Source organism: Athalassotoga sp. (assembly GCF_049965695.1).
Lineage (GTDB): Bacteria > Thermotogota > Thermotogae > Mesoaciditogales > Mesoaciditogaceae > Athalassotoga.
Genome location: NZ_JBMFWB010000011.1, coordinates 1 through 25,473, shown reverse-complemented (window position 1 = coordinate 25,473; position 25,473 = coordinate 1). Strand labels below are relative to the sequence as shown.

The window sequence follows — 25,473 nt, the reverse complement described above, 5'->3', positions numbered from 1 at the left end:
TTTCAGCCGCACTTGCCATTTGTTATATGCCATTTTTTATGACCATCATGACTATCAATTCGAGGATTACAAATCCGATTGAAAGCCAAATCATGAGGTTACCAAACATGTCGTAAAATGTTTTCACGTTGTTTGGATAAATATCGAAGGTCGACGCTATCTTTTGATGAACCGGCAATTGATCGACTATCTGACCGTAAGGATTGATCGATCCGGTTATTCCGGTATCGGCAACTTGCACTATCCATTTTCTGTTCTCCACGGCTCTTACAACGTCCTGAGAAAAGTGCTGTATAAGGGCAGTCTTTTGATCGAACCAACTGTCGTCGGTTATCGTGACTATGAATTGTGCCCCCTCATTCGTGAATTTCCTTGAAAGCCATCCAAAGTAACTTTCAAAACATATATCAGTTGAAAAATTCAAATCGTCAAAATTAAAAACGGTGAATTTATTTCCCGGGGTGAAAAACTCACTGAGTTTTAAGAAACCAAAGATGCCGAATATTTGAGGATAGGGTAGTGTTTCGGTGAATGGCACGAGGATGTGCTTTGAATAAATATCGTTAAGTCCATTTTCATCAAAAAGGCCTGCGGAATTGTAAATTTTACCGTTCTTGGATGACGGATATCCTATAATGGCATGTACATTTTCGTTTTTCAGAAGTGTTTTTAAATCAGAATAAATACCTGTTCCAGATATCTCGTATTCAAAAGTACCTTCCGGAAAAAAGATGATCTTCGTCTTTGTTGCAAGGGAAGTTATGCCCCATTTGACATCTTTGAAGATCTGTTGCGAACTCATCGAATATCTTTGTGAAACGGAAAGATTGGGTTGTACAACTCCTATTGAGATTTTTCTACCCTGATCTGGCTTTATCATGTAAGGGTAAAAAGCCGAAAAAACATATGAAGACGCTATAACGATCAAAACTATGAGAAGGCCTTTTAAATTCTTCTTCGATAAAAATCTGTAAATTAAGTAATTGGATAAAAAAATGAGAAATGTAAGTCCCAGACCTCCAACAAATGATACTATCTGTAAAGTGCCTATTTCATTGTAAAGTGCTTCTGAAAGCATAGAACCTGTAAAGCCTGTCGCACCGTATCCTCTTAAAAATTCGAATATGATGTAAATTCCTGCCATTGAAAGCATATGGATGACCCATGGGACATGCTTCGATTTCTTTTGAAGTAAAACGTAAAAAAAGGTAAAAGCGCCAAAAAATAATCCTTCTATGATGGCAAACATCACAAATGCCAATACACCAAATATGGCAGGAAAATTATTGAAAAGCGCTATGTTTTTGACAAGAGTAGGCAAAAGCCAGTACATCGACAGGCCCATATAAAGTATGCCGAAATACCAGCCCAGAAAAAAGGAAACGTGCAATTTAAAATCACGATCGTCTTTTAAGGCAAAAAACAGCGGAACAAGACCAAACCAGACAAAAACAGAAGAAACCATCCCCGGCATGGAGATGGCCGTTATGATAGACGCTAAAGAAGCAAAAATCAGTCTTTCTTTAAGTCCGATTCTTCGTACTCTTTCTTGCAAGTTTGACAAAAGAGAACCTCGGATCCCTTTTTCTTTTTGTAATAAAGTACTTCTCCGTCTTCGGGGCATCTGTAATTCGAAGGCTCATACCAACTTATAAAATCACACGTCGCAGGATTGTTTTCGCAAATGAAGAAAGTTTTCCCTTTTTTGCTTTTCCTTTCTACAACGTTTCCACCACACTTTGGACATTTACCACGGGCATATTTTGGTATTGCCCTTGTGTAATCACATTCTGGATATCTGCTGCAAGATATGAATTCTCCGTATCTGCCCATCCTTTTAACAAGAGGAGCGCCACATTTGGGACATTTTTCATCCAAAATTTCTGGTTTCGCAATTTCTATATTGACTTTTTGCCAGTCATAATCTATTTTTGATCCGGATGGTATGCTCATTTTGTGATCGCCGTTTTTTGATTCAAGGTAAGGTCCGTATCTGCCGTATTTGAGATACATGTAAGTACCGTCCGGTGCTTTGACATTTGTTTCTATTGAAATAAATGAATCCTTCAGGTTTGCCTTTACGTTATTGAGATTCAATTCGAAGTCCGTGTTGAAATTCTTGAGTACTTTTTGCCAGTTCTCTTTCCCTTTTTCTATGAGATCGAGTTCCTCTTCCATAGTCGCCGTGAATTTAAGATCAACTATCTTTGCGAACTCTTTGGATAAAAATTCACTCACGATTATGCCAAGAAAAGTAGGGATAAGCGTTTTTTTATCTCGGACGACGTATTTTCTGTCAAGCAAAGTTTGTATTATAGTCGCATAAGTACTTGGCCTGCCTATTCCAGCCGTTTCAAGTTTTTTCACAAGTGTCGCTTCGGTATATCTTGGTGGAGGGGAAGTCATCTCTTCTTCAACGGAAAGATCTTCAACGTTGACATTCTGTCCTTTTTTGATATCAGGAAAAGTTTTTGTCTCTCCTTTTGTGTCATCCACACGCTCAAAACCGTCGAATATTCTTTTTCTGAATTCCACTGTGAAGATCGCACGATTTTGTTCGTCAGATACGGTAATCGTACTTTTCTTGTAAGTAGAATCGGACATCTGAGAAGCCATAAATCTTTTCCATATCAACGAGTAAAGTGCCAAAAGATCTTTTGAAAGTTTGCCCTTTAATTTTTCCGGATTTATATCCGGATACGTCGGTCTTACGGCTTCGTGGGCATCCTGAGCATTTTCGGCGTTTTTGATGACTCTGTTTAAACCAATGAAATCGTTGCCGAAATGCTTTTCTATGTACTTTTTAGATTCTGTTTTGGCCAGATCAGATATTCTGTAAGAGTCTGTTCTCATGTACGTTATGAGAGCCGTCATTTCTCCGTCCAAATCAACGCCTTCGTAAAGTTCCTGGGCAAGTTTCATGGTTTTCGAAACCGTAAAACCTAACACTGAAGAAGCAGTCTGTTGAAGTGTGCTTGTTTTAAAAGGAAGTGGTGCTTTTACCTTTATCTCTGCATTTGCGACATCGATGACTTTAAATTTTGATTTTGAAATGTAATCAAAGGCTTTTTGGGCTTCATCTGCTTTTTTGAAAGGTTTTTTATCGAGATCCTCTCTGTCAAAACTTTTTAGTTTTGTCTTCTCTCCAAAGATCTGTGCTTTAATCTCGTAATACTGTTGTGGCTTGAATGTGCGCACTTTCTTTTCTTGATCGACGAGCATTCTTAAGGCTGCCGATTGTACCCTTCCGGCACTTAACTTACCCTTAAAAACTCTCCAAAGGATGGGACTTACCTTGTATCCGACGATTCTGTCGAGAATTCTTCTTGTCAATTGAGAATCGACCATCTTCAGATCCACATTTCTTGGGCTTTTAACGGATTCTTTTATGACTTTTTCGGTTATTTCGTTGAAGACTATTCTGTTTTTATCTTTTACGGAAAGTCCAAGGATCTCTGCAAGATGCCACGCTATGGATTCTCCTTCTCTGTCGTTATCCGTTGCAAGCAGTACTTCTTTATCTTTCGAAAGGTTTTTTAATTCCTTTACTATTTTTTCTTTTCCCTCTATTATTTCAAATTCCGGTTCTATTTTACCGTTTATCTTAACACCGAATTTTGATTCCGGCAAATCTCTCACATGACCTTGAGAAGAAGAAACCTCGTAATCCTTTCCGAGGTATTTTTGAATCGTTTTGGCTTTTGCCGGAGATTCGACAATCACAAGTTTTTTTGTCATTTTTGAGTCTCCAACGGACAATTCTCTCTCTCACTCTTCATTTTCCCAGTTGAGTTTAATCTTTCTTCCAAGATACCTATCGTAATCACTCCAATCATTTTCAGATTTTTTTTCTTTTAAAGCCATTATTTGGCCCATCTTCGAGTCAAGATCATCAGCGCTGTGAAGTATTATCGCTTCAGTTGTTTTCGGGATTGTCGGTGAACCGAGTTCAATCTCACCGTGATGAGAAAGGATAAGATGTTCAATGTGCTGAAGCGAATTTGAAGAAAGTCCCGGAATTTTCCTTGACCATTCACGGACCATTTCAACGCCAAGCACTATGTGACCTATCAATTCGCCGTCGGTCGTTCTCTCTATACCGTAGGGTTTTATCTCGTATTCTTTTATCTTTCCCAGATCGTGAAAAGCGGCTCCAGCGACAAGAATGTCCATATTCACATCCGGATAAAGTTTTGCCATTTCGACACACAACTTCATAACGCCGAGCGTGTGTTCGAGAAGGCCACCTTTGTAGGCATGATGAACGATTATTGCGGCCGGGGCAATGAGAAAGGATTCTACAAATTTTTCATCTTGAAACGGAAAATTCAAAAGTTCTCTGACCTCTTTATTCGATACATTTGAAAGCATATTCTGAAATTCGCCATACATGATCGACACATCTTTTTTGGTAATCGAAAGGAAAAGATTCGGATCGTACTCTCCTTCTTTCAAGATCATGATGGCATCTCTGTCTTTGTCTATTGCTATTTGAAGTTTATCCGAGTAAACACTTGCACGTCCTTTTATTCTTACAATGGAATTGATCTTTATCTTCGAATCGTTTTCTCCGGCGTTGTACCAATCTACAGCCCTTAATTCACCCGTTTTATCTGCAAGAGTGAGTAGAAGAAATTTTTTTCCATCTTTTGATTCCTGCAATCTCTTGCTTATAACTTTGAGATCTATCTCAACATTGTCATTTTCGATAACGTCGGCGACCATCTTACGGCCCATCGAATTTTTGTTTGAAAATCCAAGTTTTTCAAGATATTCTTCGCTAAACAGGTCTCCTAATTTCACAAATTCACCACTTTTCAAATGTAAATTCTCGGCACCCTTTTTGAAATTCCACAAACTACCTCGTAATTTATGGTTCCGGCAAGTTCGGCAATCTCTTCAGATGTTATTTCATCTTTGCCGCTCTTTCCAATTATAACAACATCATCTCCGATTTTAACATTTTCTATGTTTGAAACGTCAACGACGATTTGATCCATGCTTATTCTTCCAAGGATTTTTGCGCGTTTACCGTTTAAAAGTACGTGTCCTCTGTTCGAAAGCGATCTTGGAAGGCCATCTGCGTATCCGAAAGGTACGGTTGCAACTTTCATCTTTTTATCAGCCGTGAAAGTATGACCGTAACCTATCGTCCTGCCTTGGTCTATCGATTTCATGAAAGCCACAGTTGAATGAACGCTCATAACCGGTTCAAGATAATCGATTTTTATCCTTCCAGAAGGTTGAAGTCCGTACGCCGCTATGCCGATTCTCGAAAAATTTCCAACCTTTATGTCAAGACACGTTGCCGCCGCGCTGTTTGAGATGTGAACATATTTTGGCTTCTTGATCTTTTTGATGAATTCGTTGAATTCATCGACTTGATGTGCATTTAACACATCCGAAGGATCATCGGCGGCGGAAAAGTGTGTGTAAATTCCTTCAAAAATGAATTTTTTGTCTTTTTGTATATCATCGTAAAGTTCAAAGGCCTCATTTGCCGTTGGACCGAGCCTTCCCATACCAGTATCTACTTTCAGATGTACCTTAAGTCTGTCATCTTCATCAAGATAAGCGGAAATGGCATCTTTTTGATCTTTAGAAAATATCGTAACGCTTAAATCGTTGAAAAGCGCCGTTTTTGCGTATTTTGGATTGAAATAATTAAGTACGAGTATCGGAAGCAGCACGCCACTTTCACGTATTTCTATGGCCTCTTCCAAAAAAGCAACGATCAGAAAACCTATTCCGTTTTGCTCGCAAACTTGTGCGAGTTTCACAGCGCCATGGCCATAGGCATCGGCCTTTAAAACAGGCGCAACATGTGTGCCGGATCTTTTTGATATCTCAAAAATATTGCGGAGGAAAATGCCCGTATTTACCTCCGCATAAGTATCTCTGCTTTTCATATTTTAGATTACATAAAAGGTCAAACACGCTGAACTTTTCCGGCTTTCAAACACCGTGTGCAGACCATTAAACGTTTCACCTTTCCATCTTTGTCTTTAACGCTAACGGGTTGAAGGTTAGGCTTAAATGTTCTCAGCGTTTTTCTGTGAGAATGGCTTATTCTGTGACCTGTTTCAATACCTTTACCGCAAATATCGCACTTCCTTGACATCTCTTGTACCCCTTTCTGTTGGTATACTTAATTCGATTTAAAAGCCGAATTGTCATTTACCGTAAGCGGAGGGCAGGATGCCTCCGAGATGGCCTCCACAGCAACGCGAGGACCAGACATCGAGGAGGTACCCGCCGGAGCGATGATTCGGAATTTAAAGTTGATTAAGTATAAACAATCCGAAATCGATTATAACATATACCAAATAATTTTTAAAAACGAAATTAAAAGGCGGGTTTTGCCCCGCCTCATGTATTTAAAAATTCACTTAAGCGAAATTGCTCCCGTTGGGCAAGAATCCTTGGCATCTTCACAGCAACCTGAACTGCAATCATCTGCTATGACATGAGCCTTTCCATCTTCACCCAGTTTGAACACATCAGGACACAAACTTTCGCAAACTCCACAACCTATGCACGCATCTTCATCAACAACTGCTTTCATGATCAACACACCTCCAAAAATTTGTCTGCTAAATTATACCATCTTTTTTAACTGTCGGCAACATTGGTTTCATGAGTTGATCTAACGGTGACTTCGTCCAAGAAAAGCGCGTAAGGTCCTTCGATTCCGTTGAAGTGTGTCTTGTAATCAAGTGTGTACGCACCGGCATTGACGAAATAAACAATGTCTCCAAGCGTTACGTCTTCTGGCAGTTCAACCTCATCGTAAACAACATCTATGCTGTCACAGGTAGGTCCTGCAAGGGTGAAAGTTTTCTTTGGATGATCATCTTTCCCATCAACAACGACAGTATATCTGAGATTTTCTATCGTTTCCATCAAACCATGGTAAACACCGGCGTCTATGTAAACCCAGTCTTTTTTCTCTTTTGAAGATCTTAAAAGTACTCTTGAAACCAAAATTCCGGCGTTACCAACCATAGATCTTCCCGGCTCTATGAAAAGAGTAGGCCTTTCAGTGAAATTAAAATATTCATCTATGCTTTCATTTATGACATTCGCTATTTCGGCAACGGTTGGAATATCTCTCACGTATTTCACCGGAATGCCACCACCAAGATTTATAGTCGTCATCTTTATGCCTTCAAGTTTTGCAAACCAGAATATATCCGCCACCTGCATCAAAGCATCTTTCCAACTGTATTTGTCGTAGCACTGTGAACCGACATGGAAAGAAACGCCTATCGGTGCAAGGCCAAGATCATTTGCATAAACGACGAGTTTTTTGACATGATCGATGTTAGTGCCAAACTTCCTCGAAAGCGGCCAATCGCTGTCTGAACCGTTCATCGCAAGTCTGAGATAAACCTGAGCACCAGGTGCATTTCGTGCGATCTTTTCGAGTTCCATTTCTGCGTCGGCGGCAAAATAGTTTATTCCCTTGTTGAAAGCAAAGCGAATGTCTTCTTCCTTCTTTATCGTGTTTCCAAAACTCAACCGTGAACCTGGGACTCCCATGTTAAGCAGCATTTCTATCTCTCCACGGGAAGCAACATCAAAAGAAGAACCTAACTCGTAAAGTCTTTTGATTATTTTCGGATGAGAATTGGCCTTAACGGCATAAAAAACCCTTACGCCACTTATGTCTTTAATCAACTGATCGTAATTATCCTCGACTATATCGAGATCCATCACCACAAAAGGACTTTCATTGGAACGTGCGATATCTCGCACACGCTCTGAAATGTCCATATCACCCCACCTCTTTCGTTTGAAGATATCGAATAATGATAGAACCAAATATGTTATGAATATAAGTGCTGAAAAGTTAAGATTTTCTTTTATACAAAGCAGAATATAATTTGCCACTTGACAAAACACCTTGTGTTAATGTAAGATATTTCCGTTGAACATATGAAATTGCCCTCATCGTCTAGAGGCCTAGGACATCGGCCTTTCACGCCGGCAGCTGGGGTCCGAATCCCCATGAGGGCGCCAAGTATTTTGGGAATGTAGCTCAGTGGGGGAGCGCTTGCCTTACAAGCAAGAGGTCGCAGGTTCAATCCCTGCCATTCCCACCACAGCGTGGGGACGTGGTGCAGCCTGGTTAGCATGCCGGTCTGTCACACCGGTGGTCGCGAGTTCGAGCCTCGTCGTCCCCGCCATTGCCAAGATAGCTCAGGTGGTAGAGCAGTGGACTGAAAATCCTCGTGTCCCTGGTTCGACTCCAGGTCTTGGCAGATCAAAAAAACAGGGGACTCTTGTGGAGTCCCCTTATATATATACCAAACTCACTAAAAGCCGAATTGTCATTTACCGTAAGTGGAGGGCAGGATGCCTCAATTGGTGAGAAGTGATGTGTGAAGAGTGAACAGTAAAAGACTTTGTCAATCGCAGATTACGCGTTATCTCAATTGACAATTCTTAAGTGCTACGAGCACACGCTACCTGCAGTTGTAGGTACCTGCCGAAGCGATGATTCTGAATTTGAAGTTGGTTTAGTATATGTTATAATTGGCCAAAAAGGGGTTGATCATTTTGGCTTTATACGTTTATAAGGTCATAACGCCAGCGGGCAAAACTGTTATGGGTCATCTTGAGGCCGAAAGCGAGATAGGACTTGTAAGCAAACTTTTGCAGCAAGGATACGTTGTGCTTGGTGTAAAACCTACAAAAGCAAAGAAAAAACGTATTTCTTTGCGTGCCAAACTACCAGATCTCGTGCTTTTCACCCGTCAACTTGCCACGATGATGGATGCCGGGGTAAGAATAAAAGATGCGATTACCTTACTTTCGAAGCAAAATGCTTTTACCCCATCGTTTAGAAAAATCCTTACCAGTATATTAGTCGCCATAGATGGAGGAATGTCTTTGTCTGAGGCGATAGATGAAACAGGCGCCTTTGATCCTATTTTTGTTAACCTTGTTAGGGCCGGAGAAAGTGGCGGTGTTCTCGATAACACGCTTAACAAAGTCTCGGATTTTTACGAGCACGTGAAAAAAACCAGAGATGAAGTTAGATCCGCGATGGCTTATCCGCTTTTCGTTTCTCTTTTTGCCGTTGTCATTCTCATGATCATAAGCCTTTTCATATTACCCAGTTTGTTCAGAGCCTTTGGAAATGCCAAAGTTGGTGGCATTGTTGCATTACTTATGAATACGAACAATTTTCTCGCAGACAATTGGTTTTATGCTATGGCTGTTATCGTTATAGTTTTGATTTTCTCTGTCTATTTTTTCAGAACTTCTTATGGCGCGGCTACAAAAGAATTTGTTGGAAATTTAATTCCGCCTATAAAAAGTTTGAAACACCTACAAGATTCATCTAATTTCAGCAAAACTTTGGCGACTCTCATTTCAAGCGGTGTTTCCATAATAGAAGCCGTCGATATGGCGGCACGATCAACGGGAAGTCGCAGGCTTATAAGAAAAGTACCCATAATGACTGACATTTTGAAAAATGGCGGGACTCTCAAATCGGCAATGGAAAAAACTAAATTTTTCCCGCAATTGCTCGTCGAGATGGTCGGTACTGGCGAGGAATCCGGAAGGGTGGATGACATGCTTTCAAAAGTTGCCGATTTTTACGATCAGGAATCTTCCGTAAAATTAAAGCAACTTGTTTCTATGATAGAACCGGCAATGATAGCCGTAATAGGACTTTTCGTCGGCATCCTTGTTTTCAGCCTTTACCAGACCATGTTTAACCTTGAACAAGGTGTCGGCCAAAATTTCTGATGAAAAATGGATGGAGTTTTGTTGAACTTTTAGTTTTGATGGTTTTTTTATCAATTCTCCTTTCAATTATCTTTCCTGTCTCGAAAAAATGGATTGATGGTATGATCGTTCATTCGGAAATACAAAAAATCGTCTCTTTTGTCAGATACACCAAATATCTTTCTTATGGTTTAGAAGATAAGGTTAAAATCGAATTTTCAAAAGACATAAAGATCATAACTTCAGGTGAATCGAAAGAAAAGGGTCGTTTGTCTTTTGTGGATGTCAATGGATGTCAAAGTTTTGCTTTTTCAAAGGGAGTTCCATACATATCCGGTACGATGAAAGTTTATTTCAGAGGATCTAAAATTGCGACGATCACCGTTATGCCTGTTACCGGTCTTATCAAAGTTGAAGAGGGATGGTAAAGATGAATTTGGGAATTTTTTCAACTTTTTACGTTGGAATAGATATCGGAAGGTACAAAATTGAAGGCGTTAAGATCAAAAAAAGCGGAAAAAACTTACAATTCATAAATCAAGTGTCGGTGCCGTATTCGACAAAAGTTTTTGATGACGATGAAATAGTCGACGAAAATGAGATCATCTCATCGCTTGGAAAGGTTGGAAAAACGCTTAAAGTTGATGTGGAAGATTTCATAGTGACTTCTATTTTCAACGATAAAGTACTTTTCAGACAGATGAAAATGCCAAAGATGACCAAAAAAAATCAGATAATAGATGCGGCAAAATTTCAGATAGTAAAGGAACTTTCAATATCTTCTGCAAATATAACAGTAGATGTCGATGTTTTACAAGAAACCGATAATTTAAGCGTTTCTGCTTTCATAGTAAGAAATGAAGACATTGAAAAATTTAAGAACTTCTTCTTTAAGGCCAATCTTCCGATGCCGGATATTTTGGATGCCGGATATTTCAAATTCAATTATCTCGTGGAGAAGAAACTTGGATCCGGAATTTCCGTTCTTGCCTTTGAAGATAACGCTTCCACTTACATACAAATTTTTAAAGACGGCAGATTCATCGTAATTGACAGCATACCCATGGGGACTGCCGAATTCGAAGAAGATAATCCAGCGGCTGAAAATATCCATTATCTCCAACTTTCCGATGAAGTCCAACGTCTTGTAAGGATGCTGATCTCAAGACAATCTTTACAGATGCCTGTGAATAACGTTATATGTGTATCCGAAAAAATGGGACATGTCGATGAATGGGTTAAAAATTTGAAAGAAGCAGATATGGGAAATATAAGTAGTTACTGTGATTTTGCCGGTTTAAAAAAAGATGTGCCGGCAGGGGCTTACAGTTTGGCCATGAGAGGAGTACTCCAAAATGCCAAGAGTTAATTTTTACCACCAAAAACACAGAAAGATGAAATTATCTAAATTCATAATTTTAATGGCGGTAATAATTGGCGTTGGATTTTTATCTTACGAATTGATAGATGTGTTTGTGAACGATCTTTACACTCATGCCATATCGGCTGACAGAAACTTACTTGAAAATGCCGGTATATCTCTTTCAATGTCAAAAGGACAGATTCAAAACAGACTTGATGAAGTTATAAAAAATTATTCAAATAACCTTAACGTTCAATCTCAATTACTTCTAAAAATGAAGGATGATTTGAATGAAGTCAACAAATTTCATTCATCAATCGATGTGCTTGATAAGATAAGCGGACAGTCGACTTTTACCGTCTCGGCGCTTTCTTACTTGAGTAATTCGGCAACTCTTTTGACTTTCAACCAGATATCACTCTCCGATGATTCGACAATTCTCGATCTTGAACGGCAAATAATTGAAAATTCAGGCTACACTTTTTCGATTTCCTATCCGCAATCTCAAAATTGGTATAAGGCTTCCGAAGAAATCATTTCAGTAGGAGGTTATAAATGAACAGACGTGTGGCAATCATCGTGATTTTTTCGGCCATAGTTTTGATAGGCGTGGCTGATTTAATAGAATTACTGTCTTTTTCTGGTGCTTTAAGCAAAACCGTGAGTTCCATTTCTAAATTCCAAAATCTTTATTCTCAAAATTCCGAAATGAAAAAACAACTTTCCGAATACGGTAACCTTTTAAATTCAAAAAACATATCCATTCAAAACTTGAGAAATGCACTGTTGAAAATATCTCCGGATGCAAATTTTAAGATCTCCGGGGATACCATGACACTTCAAAGTCCGGTTAAAATAGATCCTTATGAATTTTTGAATTTGATAGATGCTTACACAAATGTTGCCGTGGTAAAAATGCATTTCAGTTCAAATGCACCGATTTTTTACGAATATCAAGGGACAAATTACGGTAATTCCGGCACGAAATATGTTCTTGACAGTTTTGTCGTAACTGTCTATGGAGGGTGATATGAAGAACATCATCGTCATTATCCTTATAATCTTTATAATTGGGATTTTCGCTTACCTTGGATACGTGCTTTTCTTTCCGAAAAATCAAAGTTATAGACCTCCAGCAACCGTTAATTTGACGGCCGAGATTTCTTCTGTGCTTCAAAAGAAAGTCAATACAGAAAAAGTGAAACCAGTTTCTCTTGATTTGAACGTGTTCTCACCGCTTGTGATAAAATTAGATCAAACTTCTTTTGAAGAACTCATAAAAAACTCTGATCTTTCTACAATCGTGAATAACAGCATATATGTTGTTGGAGTGGCAAAGGGTATCACTAACATGGTAACGCTTTACGTAAGTGGGAATATCACAACTTTGAATCTTACCGATGATTCGATTTTTGATTTTCAGGGGAAAACGTACCTTGTAACTTATATAGCACCGTCTTTTGGGAGTGTGGTTATTATGGATTTGTCAACGGGAAATCTTCACGTTGTTAATTCAAGAGGTTTGATTTTAAGATGAGAGGGGATAGATTCATGAAAAAGACAGAAATTATAAGTCTTATTTTGTTGATAGGCTTTATTTCAATTTCCTTTGGATCAACTTTGATAAATATTTCCTTTTCATCCACGGGTAATGAGATAATCGCCGCTTTATCTTTTGATTCTTTGCCTTCGTGGAATCTTTCAGGTACGCTTGGAAATACTTTAAAACTTTCTTTTCCCGGAAAGATCTCTCAGAAGTTTTCCGGAAGTATGTCTTGGAATTCCATGAACTTGACATCATCTGCAACAGGCGATACATCGATCTTAACGTTTAGTTTTCCATTCATAGTAAGTGCTTCAACTGCCCAAAGCGGAAATGTTTTAACGATCAAGTTCGTTACATTGGGTCTTTCTCAAAATTTACCTCTTACCGGTCCATCATCGAGGATATCGATAGATTTTTCGGGTCAGCAAGGTTCCAATTTCAGTCTTGCCATAAAATATCTTTCAAGAATTCTAAAAAGAAATCTGATAATAGATCCTTCGATAGCGAATAATCCGGTTAACATAACGCTCAGCAACGTGACGCCGGCAGAGGCCTTTTACGATATCATGATCTCATCGCCGGGGGTAGGATACGCAATTTTGCCGGATGGTACTTATTACATAGCGCCTGTTACACAGTTGATTCAGAATTTTGGAAAATTGGGAACGGGAACTTACAACAATTTCGTTAGTTTTTACAATCTTTCGACCACAAACATAAGCGCACAGGATTTCAAAACACTCATCGAAGGCCTTTTTGGTCAAAACAAGATCATAGGAAGCATAGGATCTTACCAGATAGTTAACGCGAATGCCGAAGAACAGAAAACTATAGAAAGTCTTATAGATTTCTTGAAAGAGAGTGAAAGTTTCAAAACGATAACATGGGAAGATCAATCGTCCGTTCAAGACCTTGAAAATTTGGTAAGTATGATGTATCCCAACACGAAATTCACCTACCTGAAGAGTTTTTCCACGATCGTTTTGAGTGGAAGCAAAAGTGATATCAACAACGTTTCGGAGATAATCTCAGAGTATCAGAAGATCATCGAAAACAGTGGCCCAAGAATTACAACATCTTTTGTCGTGCCGGTTCAAAATATTCCCGCTTTTACTCAATTTGCAAAACAATTTTCCGGAATAACGGTTTACGGATCTCCGACTTCCGCATCTTCTGAAATTGTTTATCTTGCGATTGGTCCGAGAAACAGGATTTACGATTTTTCAAAATCCGTTGAATCGATAGCAAGTACACTTGTGAAAGTAACTCCTCAGGTTTTACATTTCAACTTCGTTGCCATCTCCAATTCGAATGTCTTTTCGGACATTTCTAAAGTTATATCCATCATGTACCCGGATGTTCAAATGACGTATTTGCCTACCCTTGGCGAAGCACTTTTGTACGGTAATAATCCTCAAACGGTTGATGGCGCGATAAAGTTCATAAATCAAAAATCTTACGCTTCGACGTCGACCTCGATAACTTCAATTGTCACCATCAGAAATGCAGATTATCAAACCGTCAAATCGATCGTCGAATCAAAAGGTTTGACGATGTTGGGCCCATCTAAACCTTCAACCTCTTCTACCGTCACTACCATCGCGATAGTCGGATCGGATAAGAATGTGAATGATCTTACGGCCTTACTTATGACATCAGGCCTCATTCAAAAAAGCATTCAAAGTTTATCATCGAAAGATCAAATCGTCGAGGTAAAAAATGGTTTGATAAACGTGAATGTGAAAGATTACTCTCTTTACAGCATGATTCAGAAAATTTACGGTGATCTTTCCAAAAATGTCGTTTTCATAGATCAAAATCTTCCAAACGTGACCATGAATTTATCTAACATAACGCTTGATCAATTCGATCAGGCTGTTGGAAGTTCTTACGGCATATCTTTTTCCGGATCAAGCGTTGTCTTTGTCGATAAAAACACCTCAGGCATAACAAAAGTTTACAACGCCAGTGGGAATGTGGATCAAATAATCGCGCTTGCGAAATTTTTGGGTGCAAATGTTTATTCCGATCCAAACACAGGCCTTATAGTCGTGAATGGTTTGACTCCGTATTCAGAAAAAACACTCGATGATGATGTCCAAAGTCTGCTCGGTTCGAGGAAAAATGTCCAAATAGAGGCCAAGATTTTGGATGTGACTGACAACAACAACGTTAGCAACAGTTTCAACACAAGCGTCATAACGCCGCAACTCATATTCAACAACGGCCTTACGCTTACATTCAGCGTTTTAAGTGCCGCAAATCCTTCGAATTTGATCTCAAATCTTGCAAATCAGGTTTTGTCTTCAAATGCAACGATAACGGCGAATCTTTCTCAAACAACCGGCAGCGGATCGGTACTTTCTGCCCCAACTTTGATGACTCAAAGTGGCGAACCAGCCCAGATTACCGTTGGCGAACAATATCCTTACCTCGTAACGACAGTCGTTAACAGCCAAACTGGTCAGACAAGCCAGCAACTTCAATTTTTGACAACCGGAATTCAACTTAGCATATTGCCGGTTGTGCTTCCAAACGGCCAGATATCTTTGACCGTAACCATACAGGTAAGCGATGCAGACTGGGCGCATGCGGTTAACGGTGTGCCTGCTGTCGTGACACGAAACGCGAGTGTTAAAGTCGTCATACCAAGTGGCCAAACGCTTATGATAGGTGGGCTTACACAGCAAAACAGATCTCAAAATGTCACGAAAATACCTTTCCTGGGTGATCTTCCTTTCATAGGTCAATTCTTCACGTCGACGACTTTTCAGAATACAACGGATAATCTTAACATACTTATAACGGCTTCGGTGGTGAGATGAATGGATAGAAAACCTATCGCCGCAGGAAGTTTTTATCCGTCTGATCCTGAAGATCTAAGAGATTACATAAGAGATCTTTTCACGTCTAAAAGAGGGCCTGGAGAATTGCCCGATCCGGACGGATTTAAAAAAAACGTTGGCCTTATAGTGCCGCATGCCGGTTACGTCTACTCTGGCACCACTGCCGCTTACGCATATTTGGCGGCATCCGAATTTGGCAAGCCGGACCTGGTCGTCATAATAGGGCCGAATCACACCGGCCACGGTAAACAACTTTCGGTATGGCCGATGGGATCGTGGAAAACTCCGCTTGGAAGCGTCAGCGTCGATGAAAGTGTTGCGAATTCGCTTGTTGACACCTTTCATCCATGCGCTCTCGATTACGAAGCACATATTTTTGAACACTCGATAGAAGTGCAAATTCCATTTCTTCAGTTCACACTTGGAACTGGATTCAAGATACTTCCGATTTGCATGATGGATCAGAGAAAAGACGTGGCGCGCGAACTTGGAAATGCGCTGAGAAAAGTTTTAAGCGGGAAAAGATTTTGGATAGTCGCATCGACGGATTTAAATCACTACGAAGATCACGAAATGACCCTATACAAAGACAAATTGATAATTAATGCCGTTGAATCCAATAACATATCAGAAATTTACGATGCGATAGACAAAGAAAATGTAACCATGTGTGGTTTTGGTTGCGTAACAACTTTACTATCGACAGAAATAGGAACACCGAAAATTTTAAAACATTCCACGAGTGGAGAAATATCCGAAGATTTCGATCAGGAAGTCGGTTACATGGCCGCATGCGTGTGTTAAAAGATACGCTGGATTTGTTTTTCCCTAAAACCTGTCCTGTCTGCGGAAATATCATTTCATACGATGAATTGATTTGTTTTCGATGCAGAAATGAAATTCCTCCCGTTGAGATGGAAAACAATCTTAAAGGCAACTGGTATTTCGATGCTTTTTTCCACAGATCGAAGTACGAAGGCATTATCTCTGAACTTATAGGCGCTTACAAATATTCCCAGCATTCGTCTTTGGCAACTCTTTTTTCCGAAATGCTTTCGGAACTTTTTCAAATCTTTCCGCCTCTACCGTATTCCGTCATAACTTCTGTTCCGATAACTTTTGATTCTTTTAAAGTGAAGGGATTCGATCATGTGAAACTTGTGGGGAAAAAACTCTCAAAAGAAACGGAATTGCCATTTTTGAGCATGTTGGAAGTTATAAGTCAAAGAAAGCAACAGGTTGGATCCGCAAAGCATGAACGTCAATCGCTTGTTGAAGGAAAATATGGAGTAAGAAGAGAAATGCTTTACAAAACATCTGGCAACATCATTTTAATAGACGATGTTTTTACAACCGGTTCTACAGTTAACGAATGCTCAAAGGTGCTAAAATTGGCCGGAGCAAAAAGTGTCTTCGTGTACACAATTGCACTGGCTAAAGGCAAAAAATATACTTAAATATGAATTATCGTTGGCTCAGGCATTTGCCTGCCGGAGTCGATGGTATACTTAACTCACTTTAAAAGCCGAATGCTTATTTACTGTAAGCGGAGAGCAGGATGCCCTCGAGTAAGACAAACAGTCACAAGTAACGCCTGAAAAGTCATCGGTAAAGTGTAAAGGTGGAATATTTATGTCTGTCAAAGAAATAATAGAACGGCTTAAGGTAAATCCGGTTATTCCGGCGATAAGAAGAAGTGAAGACATAAGAATAATCTGTCATTTGCAAGACAGAGTTGTTTTTTTGCTTGAGACCTCTCTTAACGAATATCGCGATCAGATCGATACGCTCAAACAGTGTGGTCATAACGTTTTCGTGCATTTGGATCTCATAAAGGGATTAAAAAGCGATCCTGCGGGATTGGATTTCATTTTGAAAGAAAACAAACCTGACGGTATAATAAGCACCCACAAAACCATCCTCGATCTTGCCAAAAAGTATGGTTTGATCCAGATACACAGGATTTTCATGATCGACTCCGAAGCGCTGATTAGCGGTCAGCAATTGGTGCAATCGGTGCATCCTGATTTTGTTGAGATCTTACCGGGACTTGCCTTGATTGCCATTGAAGAAGATGAATTGAAAAGATTTTCTTTTCCTTTAATTGCCGGCGGGCTTGTCACGACAAAGGAACAGGTCAATGCACTTACGGCACGTGGCATAGTGGCCGTCTCGACAAGCAAAAATTTTCTTTGGTGATCTTGCCAATGAATGGTATAATCTAAAAAGTACGTACGGCAGAGAATAAGAGAGAGCCACGCACATTTTTGTGTGTGGCTTTTATTTTTGGAGGTGGTACCTTGAAAGTAGCCGTCATAGGTGCTGGCGTTGTGGGTTCTCTTATCGCAAGAAACCTTACAAAGTATAAAGATGTCGATGTCGAGATATTCGAAAAATTGCCGGATGTTGGCTGGGGAGTGACAAAAGCCAATTCCGGTGTGATTCACGCTGGATACGATGATGAACCGGAAACCGTAAGGGCAAAGTATTGTGCCCACGGGAATGCACTTTACACAAAACTCTCCGAAGAACTCGGTTTTCCTCTTAAAAGAACAGGATCGCTTGTTGTGGCTTTTAATCAGGAAGATATTAAAATTCTTGAAGAGTTGGTCGATTACGGAAAGAAAAACGGTGTTGAAGGTTTGAAGATACTTTCAAAATACGAATCTCTTGAGAAAGAGCCTAACCTTTCAAGAGAAGTCGTCGCATCGTTATGGGCACCGTCGACGGGTATAGTCGGGCCATGGGAAGTTGCACAATCTGCGGTGGAAAATGCCGTTAAAAATGGGGCAAAATTGCACCTTTCTACAGAGATAAAATCGATTGAAGCACTTCCTTTCGATTTTGTCATCAACGCATCGGGTTTGTGGGCCGATGAACTTGCGGAATCGGCTGGAGTAAAAGTTACGCCTTTACATCCCAGAAAGGGCGAATATATACTTTTGGATCAGCCGCAACTCGTTAAAACCGTTGTTTTCCCGGTACCGAGCAAGGCCGGAAAAGGCATACTTGTGCTTCCAACGATTCACGATACTTTATTGCTTGGACCTACATCTGAAGATCTTCCTCCCGATTACAAAGAAAGCACCGAAACGACCACCGAAGGACTTGCAAAAATTGTTGAAAATGCGAGAAAACTTGTTCCTTCCATAAATCTTTCCAAATCCATAAGAACATTTGCGGGTTTAAGACCTGAAAATGAATTGAAAGATTTCGTCATAGTTAAAGACGATAAAATGGTCAACATCGTGGCCACGAGATCCCCGGGTTTAACATCTGCTCCGGCAATAGCGGAAGATGTTGCCTTATGGGTTGCCGATATAAAAAAACTAAAATTGAGATCTGATTTTGATCCTTACAGAAAGCCAATTCCAAGGCCTTACGAGATGGAAGACGACGAAAGAAATGCGCTCATAAAGGAAGATCCCGCCTTTGGAAGGGTTATATGCAGGTGTAACAAGGTAACAGAAGGTGAAGTTGTCGAGGCCATAAGAAGAGGTGCAAGGACCCTTGACGGCGTTAAGTTAAGAACGACGGCCATGTTTGGGAGATGTCAGGGATCTTTTTGCACGGTTAACATAATGAAGATAATGAAAAAGGAACTTGGAGAAGAATTCGAAGAGATGGAAAAAAATCTTCCTGGGTCCCAAGTTGTGGACGGTGTTTCAAGATGAAGATGAAATACGATGTCGTTGTACTTGGAGGAGGAGCCGCAGGAATGGGAGCCGTTTGGGGTGCAAAAGAAAATGGTGCATCTGTACTTTTGATAGAGCGTGAAGCATCCACCGGTGGGGTACTTAACCAATGTATACACACAGGCTTCGGCTTGCAGGTATTCAAAACGGAATTGACAGGGCCGGAATATCATGAGATTTACAAAGATAAAATGGGTAATTTCGACGCACTTTACGAAACCATGGTTTTGTCCATAGATTTTGATAACGACAAAATGAAGGCTATGAATTCGAATGGCATTCACGATATAGAATACGGGGCGCTTGTGCTTGCGACTGGAGCACGTGAAAGACCTTTTGAATCCTTGAGAATACCCGGCACAAGACCGTCAGGCATTTTCACGGCAGGTCTTGCGCAAAAATTTGTGAACCTTGAGAATCATCTCCCGGGTCACAGGGCTATAATAGTTGGATCTGGAGACATAGGAATGATAATGGCAAGAAGACTTACCCTTGAAGGCATTGAAGTCGAGGGTGTTTACGAGATAATGCCTTATCCCGGAGGACTTACGAGAAATATAGCGCAATGTTTGGAAGATTTCAACATACCATTGCATCTTTCTACGAGCGTCATAAAAATTCACGGTAAAAAGAGACTTGAAGGTGTAACGGTTTCAAAATTTGAAAATGGCGTTCCTTTAAAAGAATCGGAGAGATTCATTGAATGTGATACACTCGTGGCCTCTGTCGGGTTGATACCGGAAAACGATCTTGTCAAAAGAAAAATAGAGATGGGTAGCGATGAAGGTATATTCGTCGATGATCTCATGAGGACAAATTATGAAAATGTGTTTGCCTGCGGAAATAACGTCTGCATTCACGACCTCGTTGATTTCGCAACGGTAGAAGGAGAAATGGCAGGACGAAATGCAGCGGTAGTTGCCAAAGGAGGAAGTTTACCGCCGAGAGTTGGTTTTTTGTCTCCCAAAGAAGGCATAAGGGTTGTGAGTGCGAGATACACAACGGCGACGGCACCCTTCAAAATTTACATACGCGTTGATAGGCCTATGGAAATAGCGACCGTGAATGTTAACGGTAAGGCTATAAAGGCTGCTGTTAACGCGAGACCAAGCGAAATGATAGAAGTAACGCTTGATCCTAAAAAACATGATTTGAAAGGTAAAGTTGAATTATCGGCAAAAGGGGTGAAACGATGAAAACGGTTGAAATGACCTGCATAGTTTGCCCGATAGGATGTGATCTTAAAGTTACCTTAGATGATGAAGGACATTTTGTGTCTGTCAAAGGAAATAAATGCCCAAAAGGAGAGATATACGCACGTGATGAGGTAACCGATCCTAAAAGAGTCCTGACCTCAAGCGTTAAAGTTGTGGGCGGTAAAATGCCCCTTGTTTCGGTTAAAACGGACAAAACCATTCCCAAAAGACTTATAAGGGATACGATGTCAATCATCAAATCAAAAAAAGTTAAGGCTCCCGTAAAAATTGGAGATGTGATCGTTGAAAATATCCTCAACACCGGATCAAATGTTGTGGCCACAAGAACAGTCAAAAGTGACGAATAAAGATTGGGTGGGGCTGGGGTGCCTGCCGGAGCGATGATTCCAAATCCGGATTTTGTTTAGTGTACTAAATCTCTTTAAAAGTGAAATGTAAATTTTGATTTTGGCGCAGGGCAGGATGCCATCGAGATGGCCTCCGCAGCGTAGCGAGGACCAGACATCGAGGGGGCGCCTGCCGGAGCCAACGATATTTCACATTTAAAAATGATCAAGTATAGATTAGAAATTTGAAGTGGTTTTATTCAATTGTAAAATAACGCCTTGACAGATGTTTTGATTCATGGTAAAATATATTTGATTCGAGGGCTGAAGCCCTCGAATTTGTTTTCACAATTTGAGAGGTGTTTATTTTGGAAACTGTTGATACCATACGCAAGATCGCCGATGATGTTGCCAAACGGATGAAACTCGAGATATTCGATGTTAATTTTAGAAAACAAAAAGGTAGGTCTTTACTCAACATCGTGATAGATGATCCGATGGGTTACGTCAGTGTGGAACAATGCGAGAAATTTTCAAAGGAGATAAATCCGATTCTTGATGCCGAAAGCGATATAGAAAATTACATTTTAGAAGTTTCTTCTCCGGGTCTTGACAGACCATTGAGAAGGATAGAAGACTTTGAAAGATTCAAAGGAAAACTTGCAAAGATAAAATTCGTCGATGAAAGCGGTAAAAACGTTTCCGTCACAGGCAGGATAAATGGTTGCGATATCGATACGGATACCTTTTCGATAGAGATTGAAGGCAACACAAAATCTTATGAATTTTCAAAAATAATTTCGGCTAATCTTGTGGTTGAATTTTAAGGAGGACAGAAAGTATGTTAAATTTAAACCTTTTAGAGGCGTTGGAACAACTTCAAGGCGAAAAAAACATGAGCCGGGACGAAGTGATCGAAATTCTTGAAAGGGCTCTTACAACGGCCTACAAGAAAAATTTCAACGTTCAGGATGACAATTTGACGGTTAAGATAGATTCGATAACTGGAGAAATAAACGTTTTCGAAAACGTCGAAGAGAAAAATGAAGATGGCCTCATACAGACAAAAGTCGTCAGAGAAACTCTCAACACCAAAAAATTTGGAAGAATAGCCGCACAGACTGCCAAGCAGGTTTTAATACAGAAGTTGAAAGAAATAGAAAGAGAAAATCTCTTTCAAGAGTACATGGACCTTTACCATACAGTGGTGTCGGCGGAAGTTATACGTCCATCAAATGGAGACGTGGATCTGAGGTTGAATAAAGTTGATGCCGTTTTGCCCGCTAAAGAAAGAATACCCGGCGAGAAATTTTACGCGGGACAATTTGTCAAATCTTACGTTATGGCCGTTGAAAAGAAAAACAAAGGGCCAGTTGTAATTTTAAGCAGAGTTGCAAATGAACTTGTCCAGAAGTTATTTGAAAAATACGTGCCCGAGATAGAAGGCGGAATTGTTAAAATTGTCGCCATTGCGAGAGAACCCGGATCAAGGACAAAGATGGCCGTCATTTCAACCGATCCGAACGTCGATCCGGTCGGATCGTGCATAGGAGAAGGCGGAAGTCGTGTTGGCCAGGTTATAAAAGAATTGAACGGAGAAAAAATAGACATAGTTTCATTTTCTTCGGAACCTGTGCAATTTGTATCGAATGCGCTTTCGCCGGCAAAGGTTATGGATATTTCTTTGAGTGAGAACGATCACAGGATGTACATAACGGTTTCTCCGACTCAGATATCTCTTGCCATAGGGAAAGACGGTCAAAATGTAAGACTGGCCTCTAAGTTAACAGGCTGGAAGATAGAAATACGCCAATTCATGGGAGAAGGTTTTAAAAATTGATGAAAGTGCGTTACGAAGAAAGAATATTGAGTATACTTGGAATTGCTTCGAAAACTGGTAAAATTGTTTTGGGACAAAAGGCACTTAAAACTTACATTTCCGGTTTTCAAGTTAAAAAATTTCTTGTTTTTGCATCGGATCATGGTGAAAGCGTTAGTGCTTTGATTCAAAAGTGTAAGACTCAAGGTGTTCCGTTTGTCGAGTTGAAAGTTAACAAAGCGGATTTGGGAAAAGCAATAGGAAAATCCGAAGCATCAGCGGTTGGAATAATCGAGGACACTTTTATAGAAGGAATTAAAAAGATAATTAAAGAAAGTTCAATTGGAGGGATTTGATGGATAAAAAGATAAGAGTTCATGAACTGGCTAAACGCCTGAACATGAGCAGCAAGGATTTGCTTGCTGAACTTGAAGATCTTGGAGTTGAGGCAAAAAATCACATGTCGACGCTTGAAGATTCTATCGTCAACATGCTTGTAGAGATATACGCATCTGAAGAAGACGAAAAAGACCTTTCTTTAAAAACGAAAAAACCTTCAAAGCCAAAAGATCACATCGAGAACAACGCCGAGTTCGAAGAGGAAACCCAGAAAAAGGACGTTTACGTTGAAGACAAAATCGTTTCACACGTCGAAAGAACCGTGGAACTTGACGAGAATAAAAGTATAACTCTAAGAGAATTCTGCGATCTTACCTTAATCCCTCCGACAAAAATCATAAAAGATCTTTTCATGGAAGGAAAAGCGCTGACTATAAACACGATTCTCGATCATCCGCTTATTGAAGAAATAGCAAGTAAATATTCGATACGTGTCGAATTCAAGACCCAAAAACCAGTTGAAGTGGCAGATCCTCTTAAAATAGAGTTTGATAAATTTTATCAGGAAAACAAAGACAAATTCTCTTTGAGGCCTCCGGTCGTAACGATCATGGGCCATGTCGATCACGGTAAGACCACTTTGCTTGACAGGATAAGAAAAACTCATCTTGCAGAAAAAGAAGCGGGAGGCATAACGCAATCGATAGGTGCTTACAAAGCCGTGATAAACGGGAAAAACATAACTTTCATAGATACTCCAGGCCACGAAGCGTTCACGGAGATGCGTGCACGAGGCGCTCAGGCAACTGATATAGTCGTTTTGGTGGTTGCGGCAGACGACGGTGTTATGCCTCAAACGATAGAGGCTTACGATCATGCTAAAAATGCTGGAGTTCCCGTGATAGTGGCCATAAACAAAGTTGATAAACCAAATGCGAATCTTGAATTGACAAAACAGGATCTTGTCAGCAAATTGAACATCATACCGGACGACTGGGGAGGAGACACGCCGGTAGTTCCCATATCCGCCAAAACAGGCAAAGGAGTGGATGAACTGCTGGAAATGATTTTGCTGGTCTCTGAATTGAAAGAGATAAAAGCGTGTGCTGTTGGCAGGGCAAGGGCGATAATCATAGAATCTAAACTTGATAAGTTCAAAGGCCCCGTCGCAACGGTTATAATCAAAGATGGCGTTCTAAAACTTGGAGATAATTTCGTCGCCGGCAGAACTTGCGGAAAGGTCAGATCTATCTTTGATGATACCGGCCGAAGTTTAAAGGAGGCCCATCCCGCAGATCCAATTGTGATAATGGGCTTTGAGGATTTACCCGACTCGGGTTCTATACTCTACGTCATGCCTTCTCAAAAGGAAGCGCGTGAATACATAGAAAAATACAAAGATGAACAAAATCAAGTGCAACCCAAAAGGGTCAGACTTGAGAATATCTTTGAACTTTCCCAGTCCGAAGGTCAAAAAGTGCTTAACCTTATAATCAAAGCAGATACTTTCGGGGCTTTAGGCGCCCTCAAAACGGCGATCGAAAAGACCGAACCCGAAGAGATAAAGATAGAAATCGTTCATGCCGGAATAGGAAACATAAACATAAACGATGTCTTGCTTGCATCGGCGGATCAGGCCGTTATACTTGGATTCAGAGTTGGAGTAGAGCCAAAGACAGAACTTAAGGCAGATCAACTCGGAGTACAGATAAAAAATTACGAGATAATTTTTGAACTTATCGAAGACATAAAGGCTGCGCTTGCAGGCATGATGGAGCCGGAAATCATCGAAGAAACGGTTGGACATGCGAGAGTTTTACAGATTTTCAACATATCGAAAATCGGAAATATAGCGGGCTTTCAACTTTACGAGGGCCATGTGGAAAAACATTGCATGGCACGGATCGTGAGAAACAAAAACGTTGTCTTCGATGGTCAGATAGAGGCTTTAAAACACTTCAAAGATGACGTGGAAAACCTTGAAGCACCGCAGGAAGGCGGACTTAGGCTTACAGGATTCGAAACTTTCATGCCAAACGATGAGATAGAATTTTACATGAAAAAGGAGATAAGAAAATCTCCGACGTACAAAAAAGGCGAGGAAAAGAAATAGATTTAACGCATATTTTACATTTGAAACATTGTTTGTTAATCTCTATTTGGTAACATATTCTTCGGTTCGCGTTTTTACGAAAGGCAGAATGCCTCCGAGGTAACTGCCTGAGTAAAGAGTTCATTTTAAATTTTGATTGACATAGTTCATTGAAAAACGGGCAGCTATAAGAGTAAGGTTTGGACGGAGAGTTCGATCCTGGCTCAGGACAAACGCTGGCGGCGTGCCTAACACATGCAAGTCGGACGACAGGCGAGGAATCCGCAAGGAGGAATCGTGCTGAGTGGCGAACGGGTGAGTAGTACATGGGGACATACCCTCAAGGGTGGGATAGCGTTTCGAAAGGGACGGTAATACCGCATACGCTCGGGAGAGGAAAGGTGCAACTGCACCGCTTGAGGAGTGACTCATGACCCATCAGTTAGTTGGTGAGGTAAAGGCCCACCAAGGCGATGACGGGTAGCTGGT

Annotated in this window: 24 protein-coding genes, 4 tRNA genes and 1 rRNA gene; 22 read left to right on the top strand and 7 right to left on the bottom strand. The window is 40.4% G+C overall.

Going from position 1 to position 25,473, the window contains the following annotated elements; translation table 11 throughout:
* Nucleotides 1-22: 22 nt before the first annotated feature.
* The 7 genes from lnt to ACP5NR_RS04845 form a co-directional block, all read right to left on the bottom strand.
* Nucleotides 23-1,564 carry an apolipoprotein N-acyltransferase gene (gene lnt / locus ACP5NR_RS04875; RefSeq protein ID WP_428005578.1) on the bottom strand — a complete coding sequence of 514 codons (1,542 nt, stop codon included), beginning with the start codon at nt 1,562-1,564 and terminating at the stop codon, nt 23-25.
* Nucleotides 1,513-3,738 (bottom strand): type I DNA topoisomerase, encoded by a 2,226-nt coding sequence (gene topA / locus ACP5NR_RS04870; RefSeq protein WP_428005577.1) that lies wholly within the window; start codon nt 3,736-3,738, stop codon nt 1,513-1,515. Before topA ends, lnt begins: the two co-directional genes overlap by 52 nt.
* 30 nt (nt 3,739-3,768) lie before the next feature.
* Nucleotides 3,769-4,803, bottom strand: coding sequence for a 3'-5' exoribonuclease YhaM family protein (locus tag ACP5NR_RS04865; protein WP_428006040.1), 1,035 nt, complete (start codon nt 4,801-4,803; stop codon nt 3,769-3,771).
* A 14-nt stretch (nt 4,804-4,817) separates the two neighbouring features.
* Entirely contained in the window at nt 4,818-5,909 is a 1,092-nt protein-coding gene (gene alr, locus ACP5NR_RS04860) for an alanine racemase (protein ID WP_428005575.1), read from the bottom strand.
* 20 nt (nt 5,910-5,929) lie between these two features.
* Nucleotides 5,930-6,121, bottom strand: a complete 192-nt coding sequence (gene rpmB, locus ACP5NR_RS04855) for a 50S ribosomal protein L28 (RefSeq protein ID WP_428005574.1) — start codon at nt 6,119-6,121, stop codon at nt 5,930-5,932.
* Between the two features lie 264 nt (nt 6,122-6,385).
* Entirely contained in the window at nt 6,386-6,565 is a 180-nt protein-coding gene (locus ACP5NR_RS04850) for a ferredoxin (protein WP_428005573.1), read from the bottom strand.
* Nucleotides 6,566-6,612: 47 nt separating this feature from the next.
* Nucleotides 6,613-7,776 carry a type III PLP-dependent enzyme gene (locus ACP5NR_RS04845; RefSeq protein ID WP_428005572.1) on the bottom strand — a complete coding sequence of 388 codons (1,164 nt, stop codon included), beginning with the start codon at nt 7,774-7,776 and terminating at the stop codon, nt 6,613-6,615.
* 170 nt (nt 7,777-7,946) lie between these two features.
* Here ACP5NR_RS04845 and ACP5NR_RS04840 point away from each other — a divergent pair.
* From ACP5NR_RS04840 to ACP5NR_RS04735, 22 genes are all read left to right on the top strand, one after another.
* A tRNA-Glu gene (locus ACP5NR_RS04840) sits at nt 7,947-8,022 on the top strand.
* A gap of 8 nt (nt 8,023-8,030) precedes the next feature.
* Nucleotides 8,031-8,105 (top strand) — tRNA-Val (locus tag ACP5NR_RS04835).
* Between the two features lie 6 nt (nt 8,106-8,111).
* Nucleotides 8,112-8,189: transfer RNA gene (locus ACP5NR_RS04830), tRNA-Asp, on the top strand.
* Between the two features lie 2 nt (nt 8,190-8,191).
* Nucleotides 8,192-8,264, top strand: a tRNA-Phe gene (locus ACP5NR_RS04825).
* 298 nt (nt 8,265-8,562) lie between these two features.
* Complete coding sequence (locus ACP5NR_RS04820; protein WP_428005424.1) at nt 8,563-9,762, top strand: type II secretion system F family protein; 1,200 nt, start codon at nt 8,563-8,565, stop codon at nt 9,760-9,762.
* The gene (locus ACP5NR_RS04815) at nt 9,762-10,169 is read left to right on the top strand and encodes a pilus assembly FimT family protein (protein ID WP_428005423.1); all 408 of its coding nucleotides are present in this window, start codon (nt 9,762-9,764) and stop codon (nt 10,167-10,169) included. The genes ACP5NR_RS04820 and ACP5NR_RS04815 overlap by 1 nt, the downstream gene beginning before the upstream one ends.
* 2 nt (nt 10,170-10,171) lie before the next feature.
* Nucleotides 10,172-11,110, top strand: a complete 939-nt coding sequence (locus ACP5NR_RS04810; RefSeq protein ID WP_428005422.1) for a hypothetical protein — start codon at nt 10,172-10,174, stop codon at nt 11,108-11,110.
* Complete coding sequence (locus ACP5NR_RS04805) at nt 11,097-11,663, top strand: hypothetical protein (RefSeq protein WP_428005421.1); 567 nt, start codon at nt 11,097-11,099, stop codon at nt 11,661-11,663. Before ACP5NR_RS04810 ends, ACP5NR_RS04805 begins: the two co-directional genes overlap by 14 nt.
* On the top strand, nt 11,660-12,133 hold the full coding sequence (locus tag ACP5NR_RS04800) for a hypothetical protein (protein ID WP_428005420.1): 474 nt from the start codon (nt 11,660-11,662) through the stop codon (nt 12,131-12,133). Before ACP5NR_RS04805 ends, ACP5NR_RS04800 begins: the two co-directional genes overlap by 4 nt.
* A 1-nt stretch (nt 12,134) precedes the next feature.
* Entirely contained in the window at nt 12,135-12,641 is a 507-nt protein-coding gene (locus tag ACP5NR_RS04795) for a hypothetical protein (protein WP_428006039.1), read from the top strand.
* Nucleotides 12,642-12,655: 14 nt separating this feature from the next.
* On the top strand, nt 12,656-15,475 hold the full coding sequence (locus tag ACP5NR_RS04790; RefSeq protein ID WP_428005418.1) for a type II secretion system protein GspD: 2,820 nt from the start codon (nt 12,656-12,658) through the stop codon (nt 15,473-15,475).
* Nucleotides 15,476-16,300, top strand: coding sequence for an AmmeMemoRadiSam system protein B (gene amrB, locus ACP5NR_RS04785; protein WP_428005417.1), 825 nt, complete (start codon nt 15,476-15,478; stop codon nt 16,298-16,300).
* 14 nt (nt 16,301-16,314) lie between these two features.
* The gene (locus ACP5NR_RS04780; protein ID WP_428006038.1) at nt 16,315-16,953 is read left to right on the top strand and encodes a ComF family protein; all 639 of its coding nucleotides are present in this window, start codon (nt 16,315-16,317) and stop codon (nt 16,951-16,953) included.
* Nucleotides 16,954-17,128: 175 nt separating this feature from the next.
* Nucleotides 17,129-17,695 (top strand): glycerol-3-phosphate responsive antiterminator, encoded by a 567-nt coding sequence (locus tag ACP5NR_RS04775; protein WP_428005416.1) that lies wholly within the window; start codon nt 17,129-17,131, stop codon nt 17,693-17,695.
* A 101-nt stretch (nt 17,696-17,796) separates the two neighbouring features.
* Nucleotides 17,797-19,170: an NAD(P)/FAD-dependent oxidoreductase gene (locus ACP5NR_RS04770; RefSeq protein WP_428005415.1), complete on the top strand. Its 1,374-nt coding sequence runs from the start codon at nt 17,797-17,799 to the stop codon at nt 19,168-19,170.
* Nucleotides 19,167-20,387 (top strand): NAD(P)/FAD-dependent oxidoreductase, encoded by a 1,221-nt coding sequence (locus tag ACP5NR_RS04765; RefSeq protein ID WP_428005414.1) that lies wholly within the window; start codon nt 19,167-19,169, stop codon nt 20,385-20,387. The genes ACP5NR_RS04770 and ACP5NR_RS04765 overlap by 4 nt, the downstream gene beginning before the upstream one ends.
* On the top strand, nt 20,384-20,755 hold the full coding sequence (locus ACP5NR_RS04760; RefSeq protein ID WP_428005413.1) for a DUF1667 domain-containing protein: 372 nt from the start codon (nt 20,384-20,386) through the stop codon (nt 20,753-20,755). The genes ACP5NR_RS04765 and ACP5NR_RS04760 overlap by 4 nt, the downstream gene beginning before the upstream one ends.
* A 347-nt stretch (nt 20,756-21,102) precedes the next feature.
* On the top strand, nt 21,103-21,561 hold the full coding sequence (rimP, locus tag ACP5NR_RS04755) for a ribosome maturation factor RimP (RefSeq protein ID WP_428005412.1): 459 nt from the start codon (nt 21,103-21,105) through the stop codon (nt 21,559-21,561).
* A 14-nt stretch (nt 21,562-21,575) separates the two neighbouring features.
* The gene (nusA, locus tag ACP5NR_RS04750) at nt 21,576-22,574 is read left to right on the top strand and encodes a transcription termination factor NusA (RefSeq protein WP_428005411.1); all 999 of its coding nucleotides are present in this window, start codon (nt 21,576-21,578) and stop codon (nt 22,572-22,574) included.
* Nucleotides 22,574-22,909, top strand: a complete 336-nt coding sequence (locus ACP5NR_RS04745) for a L7Ae/L30e/S12e/Gadd45 family ribosomal protein (RefSeq protein WP_428005425.1) — start codon at nt 22,574-22,576, stop codon at nt 22,907-22,909. Before nusA ends, ACP5NR_RS04745 begins: the two co-directional genes overlap by 1 nt.
* The gene (infB, locus tag ACP5NR_RS04740) at nt 22,909-25,005 is read left to right on the top strand and encodes a translation initiation factor IF-2 (RefSeq protein ID WP_428005410.1); all 2,097 of its coding nucleotides are present in this window, start codon (nt 22,909-22,911) and stop codon (nt 25,003-25,005) included. Before ACP5NR_RS04745 ends, infB begins: the two co-directional genes overlap by 1 nt.
* Before the next feature lie 180 nt (nt 25,006-25,185).
* Nucleotides 25,186-25,473, top strand: a 16S ribosomal RNA gene (locus ACP5NR_RS04735); the annotation flags it as partial.

Coding starts and splice junctions, on each gene's coding strand:
- ACP5NR_RS04810 (WP_428005422.1), top strand. CDS start 10,172: ATGAATTTGGGAATTTTTTCAACTTTTTACGTTGGAATAGATATCGGA.
- nusA (WP_428005411.1), top strand. CDS start 21,576: ATGTTAAATTTAAACCTTTTAGAGGCGTTGGAACAACTTCAAGGCGAA.
- rpmB (WP_428005574.1), bottom strand. CDS start 6,121: ATGTCAAGGAAGTGCGATATTTGCGGTAAAGGTATTGAAACAGGTCAC.
- ACP5NR_RS04775 (WP_428005416.1), top strand. CDS start 17,129: ATGTCTGTCAAAGAAATAATAGAACGGCTTAAGGTAAATCCGGTTATT.
- ACP5NR_RS04815 (WP_428005423.1), top strand. CDS start 9,762: ATGAAAAATGGATGGAGTTTTGTTGAACTTTTAGTTTTGATGGTTTTT.
- ACP5NR_RS04765 (WP_428005414.1), top strand. CDS start 19,167: ATGAAGATGAAATACGATGTCGTTGTACTTGGAGGAGGAGCCGCAGGA.
- ACP5NR_RS04795 (WP_428006039.1), top strand. CDS start 12,135: ATGAAGAACATCATCGTCATTATCCTTATAATCTTTATAATTGGGATT.
- infB (WP_428005410.1), top strand. CDS start 22,909: ATGGATAAAAAGATAAGAGTTCATGAACTGGCTAAACGCCTGAACATG.
- topA (WP_428005577.1), bottom strand. CDS start 3,738: ATGACAAAAAAACTTGTGATTGTCGAATCTCCGGCAAAAGCCAAAACG.
- alr (WP_428005575.1), bottom strand. CDS start 5,909: ATGAAAAGCAGAGATACTTATGCGGAGGTAAATACGGGCATTTTCCTC.
- ACP5NR_RS04745 (WP_428005425.1), top strand. CDS start 22,574: ATGAAAGTGCGTTACGAAGAAAGAATATTGAGTATACTTGGAATTGCT.
- ACP5NR_RS04845 (WP_428005572.1), bottom strand. CDS start 7,776: ATGGACATTTCAGAGCGTGTGCGAGATATCGCACGTTCCAATGAAAGT.
- ACP5NR_RS04800 (WP_428005420.1), top strand. CDS start 11,660: ATGAACAGACGTGTGGCAATCATCGTGATTTTTTCGGCCATAGTTTTG.
- ACP5NR_RS04805 (WP_428005421.1), top strand. CDS start 11,097: ATGCCAAGAGTTAATTTTTACCACCAAAAACACAGAAAGATGAAATTA.
- ACP5NR_RS04760 (WP_428005413.1), top strand. CDS start 20,384: ATGAAAACGGTTGAAATGACCTGCATAGTTTGCCCGATAGGATGTGAT.
- ACP5NR_RS04850 (WP_428005573.1), bottom strand. CDS start 6,565: ATGAAAGCAGTTGTTGATGAAGATGCGTGCATAGGTTGTGGAGTTTGC.
- amrB (WP_428005417.1), top strand. CDS start 15,476: ATGGATAGAAAACCTATCGCCGCAGGAAGTTTTTATCCGTCTGATCCT.
- ACP5NR_RS04790 (WP_428005418.1), top strand. CDS start 12,656: ATGAAAAAGACAGAAATTATAAGTCTTATTTTGTTGATAGGCTTTATT.